The sequence below is a fragment of the Phragmitibacter flavus genome (assembly GCF_005780165.1).
Classification (GTDB): Bacteria; Verrucomicrobiota; Verrucomicrobiia; order Verrucomicrobiales; family Verrucomicrobiaceae; genus Phragmitibacter; species Phragmitibacter flavus.
In genome coordinates, this window is sequence record NZ_VAUV01000001.1 from 1 (window position 1) to 13,352 (window position 13,352).

Genomic DNA, 13,352 nt, shown 5'->3' on the forward strand with positions numbered 1-13,352 from the left:
ACGGGCTCCTTGCATTCCGAGCCCGCCGAAGCAATGATGACCCCCTAACCACGGTGTCACACCTAATGAGTCAACGACACCCTCTTTCCTACACCTCCCCGGTGTCATTTACTTTTGAGGCAACAAGAGGCGGAAGTCGGCTTTTGCGTGATGGCCCGACAAGCGAGATGCAACATGATAAACGCAACGCAGGCGGCGGCTGCGATCAGGAGTTCGTTTAGATTGAGCGGAAAGATCATGAAGAAATTTTTGCCCTTGATAAGCGCCGCATAACTGGAAACGCAGAATGGCATCAGGAACAGCCGAAACACCGTCCAACCATCTGGTTTTGCTGTCTTGGAACTGGTGCTCAACAACAGCGCGGTGCCGATGATGCCGCTCATGCCGACCGAGGAAATCCACAAGGCCGGCGAGGGATCAAAATGCAGGGTAACGATGGCCACATACCAGCATAGGTAGCACCACAGCACCAGTTTGCCGGTTGAGAGATTTCCTAGGTATCGAAGCATCATTCAACAAAGCCAACCCGGATCTGAAAACAACCGGGAAAGCCATTTTCACCTGGAGGTTTTGGCGTTAAGATCCGTCATGCTGACGTTGTTCCGGAGATTTGTCCGTCTTGCACTGGTGGCACTTTCGACGGTCGTGATTTTCCTGCTGCTGGTGCAATGCCGGTTGATGTATTACCCGCGTCCCTATGGCGATGCCGATTTGAAACGCATGCAAAATCTTGGAGGGGAACGGATCGAAGTCATCACCGCACAAGGCAGGCAAACCGCGCATTACCTGCCGGCGGAGGGTTCGAATCGCGATGCTCCTGAGTTCCTGTGGTGGGTGTTTGGCGGCAATGGATCGTTGGCGCTGGATTATCTTGATCATGTGCGTGGTTGGGATCCTCGATTCGCTTTTGTGTTTGTCGACTACCCTGGTTACGGACTCTGCGAGGGCAACCCCAGTCCCAGTCGCATTGCGGACAGCATTGAGCAATTCAGCAAGCAGTTAACCCAACGGTTTCGTTGGACCGGAGAGGAGCGGCGTCAGCGAAGCGGGGTTCTCGGGCATTCGCTGGGTTGCGCGGCAGCCTTGATCGCCGCAGAAAAACAAAAGATGGATCGAGTGGTTTTGTGCGCACCTTTCACCTCCATGACGGACATGGGACGACAGCTTCTCGGCTGGCCTCTGTGCCATCTCAACCTGCATCGATACGACAATGGGGCGCGGCTAAAAAACCTCCCCGCCGATGCCCGCGTCATCGTTTTTCACGGAGTTCAGGATGAAGTCATCCCGGTGAAAATGAGTCAGCAGCTTGCCGCACAATTTCCTGATCTCATTCAACTCCACGAGATTCCCGAGGCCAGACACAATGATGTGGTCTTGCTGGCCAACGACAGGATCGGCCTGGCGATGCGTGGGATGGCTGCCTCGAAGACCCCTCTCAATTCCGCCGACGTCGAAGAACGATAGCTCCGGCACAAAGGAACAGCAGCATCGCACGCGAAGGCTCGGGCACCGCCTGCAAAAACTGGCTCGGCAAAAGGACGGTATCGGAGAAGCGAACTTCGTCGATGAGCAGTCCGTAATCGGCAGAGCTGGTCTTGCCGAAGATGATGGAGGCAAGCGCCTCTTCGAAAGGGCCGGTCAAGGTGCGGGCGCTGCTCGCCACGCCATCCAGATAAACCCGCACTTGATTTCCTTCCTTGGTCAATGCGATGTGGTGCCAGGAGGTGTCGCTATTCACCCGGATGCCGCCGGCACCGCCGCCATCGGCGTCCTGATACAGGTAGCCAGTCGTCACAGTCGCCACCTGGTTTTGATTGGGGTTGGGTGTCGGAGGGTCGGTGACAGGCACGACGATCGGAAGATCAAATCGTGCGCGCAAACGACCGAATGCCGTGCTGCCTACCGCGGGGTTGCCATCAAAATCAATCTGATAACCGCGACCCAATCCGCTGACCGAATCCCGATTGGTGAGGAAGGCATCGTAACTGGCCGGCTGACCGGTCACCTTGATGAACATTTCCCAGGTGAAATTTTCCTGGGAGAACAGCGCATTGTCGGGCACCACGATGGTTTTGGCCCCTGATCCGCTGGCGTTGTATGCGTGCGTATTGGCGGTGAAGGTTCCCGCTACCGGGTCAAAAATGGTCGGACCGGGCGTGTCCAAAGTCGAAAAGACACCGCCGCTGGCCGTGCCGCCCAAGAGGTTGGAGGAGGAGTCCAATGCATTGTTTTCCAGGCGCCAGTATCCAACGGTGGCCGACCAACCGCTGGTGGCAGTTCCCAACAGCAGGGTCAAAAGGGCGGTGGTGGTCCAGGAAAGAAGGGGAGAGGTTTTCATGGTTCGAAGCTCACGGGTGAAGGGTTGGCTGGTCGACATCAACCGAGTCGTAAGTGTAACTGACTTCCTTCTTTCATCGCAACCTGTAAATACCCTGACCATGCATTTAATGTGCTGCCAGCGATGGGGACGACGCGTATGTTCTCCTGAACCATGGCCATCCACACCCTTTCCACCACTCAAACTGTCAAAGGCGATCTGGAAACGATCTGGTCGTTTTTTTCTGATCCCCGCAATCTCTCGCGCATCACGCCGAAGGAAATGGGGTTCGAAATTCTCTCCGAACTTCCAGAGCGGATGTTTCCCGGCATGATGATCGAGTATCGCGTTCGCCCGCTGTTGGGAATCCCCATGACGTGGCTGACGGAGATCACCCATGTCGAGGAAGGCCGGTTCTTCGTCGATGAACAACGCGTTGGCCCCTATGCCATCTGGCATCATGAGCATCATTTTCGCGATCTCGGAAATGGCTTGGTAGAGATGAAGGACCGCGTCACCTATGTGCCGCCATTTGGCATTCTGGGCGAAATGGTCCATCCGATTCTGATCCGTCCGCAGCTTGAGAAGATCTTCGCTCACCGCGAGAAGACGGTGAATGAGATGTTTGGGAGTGCGGGAGGGCGATAACGCTATTTTTTCTTCAGCTCAGCGGCAGTCCACGGAGCAGAACGGGATTTGTGCTTTTCGCGGACTTTCGCCACAAAGGATGTGTCAATGGGCGAGGCGGTGTGCTCCCACTCGCGACGGATGTAGGTCACCACGGCGGCGATGTCCTCATCGCTCAAATGCATCAAAGGCGGCATGGCGAGATCAAAGGTTTGAGGTCCAACTTTGATCGGACCCGCAACGCCCTGCATGATGATTCGCGCCGGAATGTCGGGATTGCCGAGCACCCATTCGCTGTCCACCAAGGTCGGAGCAAGTCCATCAAGCCCCATGCCGTGTGCCTGATGGCAGGCCGCACAGTTAATGGTGTAAAGCATTTTTCCTTTCTCAAACTGCTCCTGCTGGGCGGCGGTCAATGGCACGATCTTCGGCGGCGGCGGCGCTCCGGGTTTGCCAGGCCAGGCAATGCGCTGGTCGATCGACGACAAAAACTTCTTGCCGCTCTTCTGTTTGGCGAAGGCCGCGCTCATCGACTTGATGCTGGCCGGTTCACCCTCAAACCAGATCAGTTTGATGAGCTTTTTGTCTTTTGGCAGCTCGGCGAGACCTTTCAAAAGCGCGATTTGTGCGGCTCCGGCCACCGGTTGACTGGACGCCAGCGTCAACAGTTCCTCAAACGGACCCGCCTTGTTCGCACTGGCCACCAGCTTGGCGAGTTCCTCCAAAACCGGACTGAGATTGGCGGCATTTTGATCAGTCTTGCGTTCGGCCAGCAACAGGGCAAAGGCGGCTTCGCGACCGCGCAATCCGCTCAAAGCACCTTCCCGTGCCAGCGGTTGTTTGCCCGCAGGACCCGCCATCAGATCCGCCAATGCCGCCAGTGCGTCGGGAAGAGGAATGGAGGTGAATTTGATCGCGAGCTGTGCCACGACCAGGGGCTCGGAATCATTTTTCATCGCTCTCAGATCGGACAGCAAATCAAAGCCCGACAACCTCACCGCCGCACTGCGCACATGCACATCGGGGTCTTTCAATCCCCGACGGAGCACTTCGGCATTCAGACTACCCAATCCTTCCAGGGTCCACAAAGCATGCAGCCGGGTCAACGGACTGCTCGTTGCGTCATTCAATAGATCCACCAATGCAGGCACGGCCTTGGTGTCACCGGATTCGACCAACAAACGCTGGGCCGTGTCACGCACCCAGCCGTTGTCGTGTTTCAACGCCGCCACCCGACCAGCGCTGTCAGCAGGAAGTTTGACCGCAGGTTGGCGTTTTGCCTCCCTCTCTTTGCCGTTGTCCGGGACGATCCTCCAGATGCGGCCCATGTCGATGGGTTGGGCAAGTTTGCGATCTTCAATGTTGGCGATCAAATAATGCGTCAGGAAGCCCGCATGCTGAATGATGCCGCGATACATGTCGACGATGTAGAGCGCACCATCCGGACCATCGGTGGCCTGAACCGGACGGAAGCGTTCGTCAGTGGAGGTAAGGAATTCGCGATTCTTCAACACATTCTCGCCGGTCAGAACTCCGCCCTTTTCCGCAATCTTGAATCGTTTCACCAGGTTGCCCGCAGGCTCAGGAATGAACGCATTGCCTTTCGCATCCGCCGGCAGCGCGTTGCCGCGATAGATCAAGGCCCCGCAAGTCGCCGTGCTGCTGCTCATCGTTCCATCGGCGCGCAAGATCGTGCCATAACCGCGGTTCACTCCCGGGGTTGGATGCGACGGCCACACGGTCTGATCCTTCACTACTTTTGCGTTGATGCTGGTGGCAGTGCGCAGTTGAGGATTGCGTGAAAGCGCATCGCCCTGAAGAAAATCCGCGCGCAGAAAATCAGAGTTGTAGTTGTAAAACAAGCGGCCCACATCGTCCTGGCAAAGGCCATACTGACCACGCCCAAGCCCGGCACCTTTCTGCCAGATGCCTCCGGTCAGCCGGAACTTCGTGTTGTATTTGGCGCTCCAGATCCAGTTGTCCATCGCCCACACTGGCGTGTTGGCCATGTGTTCATGCTGACCGTTAAACGTGCCGTAATCGCTCGCCACAATTTCCTTGGTGTCCGCCTTGCCGTCGCCATCCGTGTCCTTGCAGAAGAACAGATTCGGCGGTTCCGCCACCAAGGCCCCGCCATTGACCGCCATCACGGATCGCGGCATGACCAGGTTATCAAGAAACACCGTCGACTTGTCCATTTGTCCGTCGCCATCCGTGTCTTCCAATAGGCTGATGCGTCCGGTGGGCTGCGTTTCCGTGGAGCCCTGGATGTCATGCATGTAACCGCGCATCTCCACCACATAAAGCCGTCCTTGATCATCAAAGCTGATCGCCACCGGCGCTTCGATAAGAGGTTCCGCTGCCACCAACTCAATCCGATAACCTTCCTGGATCGCAAAGGTCTTCAAGGCTTCATCAGCCGACAAAGCTTTTGGCGCAGGCAGTTTGAATTTGATCTCAAAATCTGCAGGACCCGGATTTTTCTTTTGCTGAGCCATCAGGCCGGGAGCGATGGAGAAGGCGAGAGCGAGAACGGATAAAAAAAGTTTGGATGACATGTTCAGGTGAGAAAAAAGGGGACGTCAGGCGGATGCCTTGGTCGGCAGATACAGATACGTCAGCTTCATCACAAAACATGCGAACGAGAGCTTTCTATCGATGAGTCCGATGCTGGTCACAAGCCGCTTCCAGCGTGCCACCATCAGATTTTGGGCGCTGTTAAGTTAGGCTGAACACCTTGCAAATCAAGGACAAACAAGGTTGCACGGCCAGGCTCACGTTTAAGTAGCTTGATGTCCAATGGCCGATGACCGATCCTGATTTCTCCTCCGCCCACCGGGCATCTCCACTTCTGCGACCATCGTTATTCATCGCAACGTCAATCACCAACCCCGACCTTTACCCCAACGCCACCACCGCCATGTCCACAAACACCACCATCAACGCCTACGCCGCCACCTCCGCCAAGGGATCCCTCGAACCCTACAGCTTCGATCCCGGCCCGCTTGGTCCTGAAGAAGTCGAAATCGCCGTCTCCCACTGTGGCATCTGTCACTCCGACCTCTCCATGCTCGACAACGATTGGGGCATGTCGAACTTTCCCTTCGTCCCCGGCCATGAAGCCGTCGGCACCATCACCGCCCTCGGCGAACAAGCCAAGGGACTTAAAATCGGCCAGCGCGTCGGAGTCGGCTGGACCGCCTTCAGCTGCCTCAGCTGTCCCCAATGTCTGTCCGGTCAACATAACCTCTGCGCCAAAGGCCAGGGCACCATCGTTGGTCGCCACGGCGGATTCGCCGACAAACTCCGCGCCCAATGGCCCTGGGTGCGCCCCCTCCCTGAAGCCCTTGACCCCGCCTCCACCGGCCCCCTCCTCTGCGGCGGCATCACTGTCTTCGCCCCGCTTCTCGTCCATGGCATTCTCCCCACCTCACGTGTCGGCGTCATCGGCATCGGCGGACTCGGTCACATGGCCCTGCAATTCGCCAATAAATGGGGCTGCGAAGTCCACGCCTTCACCACCAGCGACAGCAAGGAGGAGGAGGCCAAAAAACTCGGAGCGAACTTTGTTCACAACACCAAACGCGACGGCGCGCTCGATCAACTTGCCGGCAGTCTCGACCTGATCATCTCCACCATCAATGTCCCTCTCGACGTCCCCGGCCTGCTCGGCACCCTCGCTCCCAACGGACGACTCCACGTTGTCGGTGCCGTCCTGGAACCCCTGCCCGTGCCCGCCTTCGGCCTGATCACCGGCCAAAAATCCATCTCCGGCTCCCCCACCGGAAGTCCCTCCGCCATCGACCAGATGCTCACCTTCAGCGCCCGTCACAACATCGCCCCGGTGACCGAAAGCTTCCCCATGTCGAAAGTCAACGACGCCCTCGAACACCTCCGCTCCGGCAAAGCCCGTTACCGCATCGTCCTCGAAAATGACCTCGCGTGAGTTATTCCATATGCTGCACGGGAGAATGGTGCAGCCGGAGATCCGTCAGCTCTTTTGAACGCTCGAAAAACCATGACTAGCTTAGCTTAAATTGTCAGTCAGTCGCAATTGCGCCTTTGCTTTTGCCATCAAAAATGCCACAAAGGAGCATCATTCCCAGGATGTTCACTTTGCTTCAGCAGTTCTTTATCAGGACGCTTTGCCTCCTGGCATGCGGACTAGTGTTTGCGATGTCAGGATCAGCACAGGCACAGGAAGCCAGCGGAATTTTGGATCGGGTCTCCCCTTCCGTCGTGGTAATCGAGTCCGCCGATGTGACTGGTTCTGGGGTGGTGATCTCGGAACAGGGGTTGATCCTCACCAGTCTTCCATTGGTGGCCTCGCGTATTGATTTCAAAGCATACGCAAACATTCGTAGGAACGGTGTGCTGGAAAAAGTGGAGCTGACCGGACTTGAACTGGTGAAAATCCATCCCAAGCTCGATCTCGCCCTTCTTCAGGCCAGGGTGCCGCAGGGAGCCAGCATGGTGCCTGCCCGCCTGCTTCCCGCGAGAGACATCATTCAACCGGGCACGCGATGTTATGTTGTCGGAACAGCTCCGGGGCCGGGGACCGGCGTGGACTCTTTGACGATTGGCGAGGGACTGGTCAGCGCAGGCGTGCGGGAAATCGAGGGCAGGGAGTATTTGCAAGTATCCGCACCCATTCATGCAAACAGCAGCGGCGCTCCAATTTTCCTGTCCTCGGGACAGGTAATTGGTATTGCTGCATGGAAGATGCAGGACAGTGAGGGAATCGCATTTGCCACGCCCACCCAAACGATGGCGTTGCAGGATTTTATCCCGCTGGCAAACTCCACGGGAGACGCAGTTCTGGCCGATCAGGCCTCCGCCATGGCCGAGCGGTTCATGCGAGACGCCGATTCCGTGAATGGAGATCAGCGGGTGGAGTCACTCATTCAGGCTATCCGTTTCTATCGCGTCATGCTGTCCGCGATGCTGAACAATCCCACCCCACTTCACAACATCGGCGTTGCTTATCATCGTTTGGGAGACAAGAGAATGGCCAAAAAATACTTCGAAGCGGCGGTCAAAATTGCTCCCGAGCATGGTCTGTCTCTGCATCTGCTTGGCATTTACCTGATGCAGGAGCAGCCCCCCAAAGAAGCCGAAGCAATGGAGCTCTGGTTTCGCGCAGTCACCAAAGACGAAAACAAAATTGGCGCGCGCGCCTGCGCAGAGGATTTGGCGATTGCATTTTTCAACCAGGGACGTATCCGGGCCGCCTCCTACATGCTGCGCTGGGCGGATTCCTTGCATGTCTCAGGCGTTGCTGCAGAAACACCGATCTCCAATGGGTTATGGTCGGATCTGGAAAAACTGCTTCCTGCGGATCAGTTTTCAAAAATTAAAAGTTTCAAAGGCCCTTTTTCCAAAGAGCAGCTCGCTGCAATCAAAGAGACCCCTTCCAACCTGGCGGCTGGCAAAGCGTCATCCTCCGTCACTCCCATGACCACATCGGAGTCAACCATGTCTTCCGCGCGGGAGATGGCAGAGGCTGCGGCACGTGCAGCTCAGGATCTCGCCAACGCCGCAGCAAAACCAACCATGCCAAAGACCAGCTCGGATGTGGACACACTGCAGAAAAAAATGGAGGAAGAAGCGCGCGCCGCCATCGCAAAATCGGCCCGTGAGGAACAAGGTCACATGGTAACTCAAAAGGAGTATCAACCCGTGGTCAATGCCCGGGACCGACAGGCTCTGGCCGAAGCCTTGACCAAACCCTTTCGTGCACTTGCAACAAGGAAGCCTGTTCCAGAAGGAGGCGTGACCATTCCGTTGCCGGAGAAACCCGCAACAGTGATCACTGCGAGTGCTGGCTGGCAACTGGTCATGCATTTTCCCAAGCTGGCAAAGCTTGGCATTTTCAATCTCGCCTCCCAGGAGTTCGATGGCTTCGTGGATGTTGACGAGGAGAAGATTCAATTCGCATCCGGCGGCTCGCATCTCGTGGTCTACTCCCCGTCCAATCGACAGATGGCCGTCTATGATCTACGCAGCCTTTCTCTGATCGGCTCAAAAGTCATCGTGCTCGACAAAGGCATTTGTCATCTTGAAATGGGATTGTTCAACGAAAACGAGGTGTTCGTTCTTTACTCCGGCGATCTGCCGCAGCAGCAGTTTGCTGGTAGGATGGGCTTTGTTCTTCCGGCCCTGGTCCGCCTGCCGGATCTAGCGGTTTTGCGCCCTTCCATGCGACTAACCGGGCGAGCCACCGGCAAAGCGATGATCTGGACCGAAAACATGCAACTTAGCGGCCAATTGGACGAGAGCGGCACGTCTTTCGTCATCCAGCCCATCGGCCACACCGGCTCGTTCAAAAGCTTCACTCGAGTGACAGGAAATCAGGTGGAACAGGACAGCTCCCCTTTCGGCGAAAGCATTGGTCCCCATGCCCAACCGGTGCTGGAAGGACGCTTGATCATCAGCAAAACCGCTGTTCTGAACATGGAACAGCCGGAAGACCTTCACCACCGATTGCGCGGATACAGGACGGCTGCTGGCAAACCACTGGATAGTTATTCCCGTTTTTTCACGCCGATCATCGGCTTCCCTGGCATGCTTGAGGTAACGCCACTGGAACCAAAAGATCCCACCGGCCGTAGATTCCAGATCTTGGGACTTCCGCGCCTCCACCTGCTGAAAGACATCCCTCTGCAGGCGAACGAAAGCGGCAGGCTTGTCGCGCCAGACCGTGACGACTTTCTTTTTGCGTCCGCTTATTCTGATCTGATTGCGTGGGTCGCCCCGCGCAACAATCAACTCACCCTCTTTACCCTTGGTCTTGCAGACAAAGATGGTCGATTAAAACAACTAGGAACTCCTGGGACAATTTTTCAGCATCAGTTGACCCTGTCAGAGGGAGTAAAGACCAAATTGGAATTCGGACCACCTGGACTGACAGTAACTGAGAGCGGGAAGATCGAGTGGCCTGTGCCTTCGGAGCAGGAAACTGGTCAGGTGCTTCACGCGACGTTTCGTCTGCTGCATGAGGACGGCTCTTTTGAGTATCTAAGTCAGGAGGTGGTCTTCCCATGAGGTTGTATGTCTTGCAATTGTTGGCGATCATCCTCTCGAGCGCTTTGCATCAACCCGTCAGCGCTCAGGCGCCTGCCGAACCGCATCCTCTGGCCATTGAAGCTGCTGCTGCCTATCGTCCGCTGCAAAAGGAGCTGCCTGCCGACGGAATCGAGATCCCTTTGCCTGGACCCGTGCAACGCGTTTTATTGGCCGATTCGGGTTGGAAACTGGTGCTGCATTTCGCCACCTTGGGACAGTTCGGTGTTTTCAACCTCGCCACCAATCAGTTCGACGGCTACATCGCCTCTCCCGATCCATATGCCCTCGTTGCAACGGGGGGCAAGTCGCTGGTCATCTACCAACCGGAACGTTTGCTGTTGGAGCATTATTCACTGGAAACTTTGAAGCTGCAAAAGTCCTCTGCCATCCAGATCCGCGGAAGATTGCGCTACATTGGCATGGGCCTGTTCCGTCCTGACCGCGTCTTTGGTCTTTATGAAGAGACACGAAAACCTGGAGCCGTTTTCACCATGGGACCACTTAATCCGCTATTGATCAGCCTCCCCACCATGGAGATGACATTTCCGGAACTAAGGGAGCCCTCAGGACGGCAGGCGAGCCGAATCACCGAGAAAGATCTGTTGGCCATGCAGGGCGTAATGGATGAGGCAGGAACCATCGGCGCGGTCAGTCATCCTGGCGAGAACAGAATTAACAGTCATATCTATCGTTTGAAAGACGATTATGTGGAACTGAACTTCTCCGGCCTGAAATCAAGAAATCCAAGGGTTCACGCCGAAAGTGATCGGGTGATTTATCAAAACCAGGTGGCACCAATCGGCGGTGAAAAAGATTTACTCATTCAACATCACGCGCTTCAAGCGGAAAGACACTGGATATTGGCACCCATCGCTGGCTTCTCAGGCCTGGTAGCCAGACAGCCAAGCCTGGATGCAGGAGCGGAAAATCCGCGTCCTGGCAGGGACATCGGCGGTGGGTTTAAAGTGCTGAAGTTACCCTCTTTGGATCACGTGAAAGACCTTCCGGTATCTGCGGATGTGATGAAGACCCTTTCTGAATTTCCCTCTTACTTCAACAGTGAAATGCTGGCCTCCGCTTACAGCGACCGCTTGATCTACTTGCAGCTACAGGAGAAGCGGATGCTGATCTTTCCACTTGGCCTTAGAAACACGAACTCGAACCCGATTGCGGACGAATCAGGGAAGGAGGGCAAAACATCCGATGAGTAATTTTTCAAAACGATGGGCTCTTGCCCCCAAGGCTTTCCCCTTGGTGTGGGCGCTTCTTTTCTTCTCTCTGCTCCAATCCAATCTTCATGCCCTGGATGCCACGGGGGTTTTCAAAAAAGTCAAGTCTTCGACCGTGCTGGTCGAGACCGCTCTAGGTCATGGTTCAGGTGTCGTGTTGTCGGCACAGGGATTGATCGTCACCAACTTGCACGTTGTGTCCCCGGACATCGACCTGCGGATCCATGCCGACGTCAGCCGTCATGGCAAGATTGTAGCAACGGAGATTACAGAAGTCGTGGTCCTCAAAGTTCATCCACAGTATGACCTGGCCATCCTTCAGGCAAAAGCTCCACAGGGAGCCAGCTTCATTCCCGCGACGATGGCTCCACGCGATCAAGCCGTGTCCAGCGGAGCCAGATGTTATGTGATCGGCAACCCCGCCGGACCCGGCGGCAAGGTGCTTGATCTTAGCATCACAGAAGGGTTGGTCAGCGCCACCTCACGAGAGGTAGAGAAGCTGGATTACCTTCAGATCTCCGCCCAGATCAACCCTGGCAATTCAGGTGGGCCCGTCTGCAATGATCAGGGTCAGGTCATCGGCATTGCGACTTTCAAGGCAATCAGGCTTGAGGGCGTAGGTTTCGCCATACCGAGCCGCAATCTGGTCATGCAAGACTTTGTCGATCAGGCAAAACGGCCAGTCAAAGAGGCCCTGGCTGGGCATGATTCCGAGTTGCCCGGTATTGATGGCGCTTCACCCATCATCTCCGCCGACACCATGCGCGAAGTAGAACAACAGGCCGATAAACATTTTCGTCCGCAATCCACCCCCGTTCCCGAAGAAGGCGTCATTGTTCCGATGCCGGCCGCGGTGGATGAGATGCTGGTAGCCAACGCCGGCTGGCAACTCGTCCTGCGTTTTGCATCCATCAACAGCATCGGCGTTTTTAATCTGGCCAATCAAAAGTTCGATGGCTTCATCGAATGCGCAGATCCCGACGCTCTCATCGCGACCGGAGGCCGGATGCTGGTGGTCTACCTGCCATCATCCCACCAGTTGGAAGTCTATGACCTTGAAACATTGGAGAAGACAGTCGAAAAGCCCGTCCAATTGGGGCAGGGCATGAAGGCTCTGCAAATGGGAGCATTGAATCCCTCACACCTCCTCGCATTGTATGCAACGCCTCCCGGTCGGGGCATGCTCGACAGCTCTCTGCAGCCAGCCATCATCACACTCCCAGATCTTGACGTGAGTGAACTTGAGTTTAAATCACGGCAGCTTGGCAAAAATGATTTCCCCCATGCGCCTGCATCCCAGAAGCGGTTCGTCGGCTGCATGGATGACTCAGGGACCCAGGTCGCCCTCAGCAATGATTCGAACTCCACCTGGCTTTTCCGCCTTCTGGTCGAAGGAGAAGATCGAGGCGTTTATGTAAGTCATCGTCCCATGAACAACTATCAGGGCAGCAGCACGCAACCTTATCTGCTGGACGAAGGCCGGATGCTGCTCGCATCAAAGAACCTGGTCGCCCTTCACCTGTTGGGCGACAGCCTGGACCTTGCCGGGCGTCCCACGTTAAGACCTGATGCGGTCCTCGCTCCTGTATGGGGTTTCAAAGCCATCGTCAATTTTACACGTGCCTTCACCTCCCCTGCTGTCCCTGAAATTGAGATCCTTTCCATTCCGCACCTCAAAAACCTGAACAAACGCACGGTGCCTGAAACATGGCAGGAAACGCTGAAACAAGTTAGTTCCTGGGGTGCTGGTGATGTCACCATCATGGCCAGCGCCAAAGCGGACTTGCTGGCTTGCTGGACGGCCGGAGATAAACGACTGCTGCTGGCTCCACTGAACCTGATCAATCACAATGCTCCTGGGTCTTTCGCCGAAGTCGGAGAAAAATTTGAGCGAACTTTGCGATTCCCGGAAGGCAGTTCTGCGGCGCTGGCCAGTGGCCCCGAGCAGATGACCATTGATGCCGCCAAGAAAATTCTGCAATGGCAGGTTCCGAGCGGGCTCGAACGACAGCAGACGGTGACAGCCCTTTTACTGATCACGCATCCAGACGGCCATACCGAATATCAACTGGAGCACATTCCTGTAAAATGACGCGCTCTTTTCAAACACCTGT

General features: G+C 55.9%; 9 protein-coding genes. 6 read left to right on the plus strand and 3 right to left on the minus strand.

Features of this window, described 5'->3' with window-relative positions; genetic code table 11:
* Window positions 1-104: 104 nt before the first annotated feature.
* Window positions 105-443, minus strand: a complete 339-nt coding sequence (locus tag FEM03_RS00005; RefSeq protein ID WP_206170773.1) for a hypothetical protein — start codon at window positions 441-443, stop codon at window positions 105-107.
* Window positions 444-588: 145 nt separating this feature from the next.
* Here FEM03_RS00005 and FEM03_RS00010 point away from each other — a divergent pair, with 145 nt between their 5' ends.
* Entirely contained in the window at window positions 589-1,464 is an 876-nt protein-coding gene (locus FEM03_RS00010) for an alpha/beta hydrolase (protein ID WP_138084124.1), read from the plus strand.
* On the opposite strand, the gene FEM03_RS00015 is transcribed toward FEM03_RS00010, so the two are convergent.
* On the minus strand, window positions 1,436-2,338 hold the full coding sequence (locus tag FEM03_RS00015) for a LamG-like jellyroll fold domain-containing protein (protein WP_166442502.1): 903 nt from the start codon (window positions 2,336-2,338) through the stop codon (window positions 1,436-1,438). The genes FEM03_RS00010 and FEM03_RS00015 overlap by 29 nt on opposite strands.
* Window positions 2,339-2,491: 153 nt before the next feature.
* On the opposite strand from FEM03_RS00015, the gene FEM03_RS00020 reads away from it, so the two are divergent.
* Window positions 2,492-2,965: an SRPBCC family protein gene (locus FEM03_RS00020; protein WP_138084125.1), complete on the plus strand. Its 474-nt coding sequence runs from the start codon at window positions 2,492-2,494 to the stop codon at window positions 2,963-2,965.
* A 2-nt stretch (window positions 2,966-2,967) separates the two neighbouring features.
* On the opposite strand, the gene FEM03_RS00025 is transcribed toward FEM03_RS00020, so the two are convergent.
* Complete coding sequence (locus FEM03_RS00025; RefSeq protein WP_138084126.1) at window positions 2,968-5,502, minus strand: PVC-type heme-binding CxxCH protein; 2,535 nt, start codon at window positions 5,500-5,502, stop codon at window positions 2,968-2,970.
* 362 nt (window positions 5,503-5,864) lie between these two features.
* On the opposite strand from FEM03_RS00025, the gene ahr reads away from it, so the two are divergent.
* From ahr to FEM03_RS00045, 4 genes are all read left to right on the plus strand, one after another.
* Complete coding sequence (gene ahr, locus FEM03_RS00030; protein ID WP_138084127.1) at window positions 5,865-6,890, plus strand: NADPH-dependent aldehyde reductase Ahr; 1,026 nt, start codon at window positions 5,865-5,867, stop codon at window positions 6,888-6,890.
* A 161-nt stretch (window positions 6,891-7,051) separates the two neighbouring features.
* Window positions 7,052-9,988 (plus strand): tetratricopeptide repeat-containing S1 family peptidase, encoded by a 2,937-nt coding sequence (locus FEM03_RS00035; protein WP_166442503.1) that lies wholly within the window; start codon window positions 7,052-7,054, stop codon window positions 9,986-9,988.
* Window positions 9,985-11,220: a hypothetical protein gene (locus tag FEM03_RS00040; RefSeq protein ID WP_138084129.1), complete on the plus strand. Its 1,236-nt coding sequence runs from the start codon at window positions 9,985-9,987 to the stop codon at window positions 11,218-11,220. The genes FEM03_RS00035 and FEM03_RS00040 overlap by 4 nt, the downstream gene beginning before the upstream one ends.
* Entirely contained in the window at window positions 11,213-13,330 is a 2,118-nt protein-coding gene (locus FEM03_RS00045) for a S1C family serine protease (RefSeq protein ID WP_138084130.1), read from the plus strand. Before FEM03_RS00040 ends, FEM03_RS00045 begins: the two co-directional genes overlap by 8 nt.
* Window positions 13,331-13,352 lie beyond the last annotated feature (22 nt).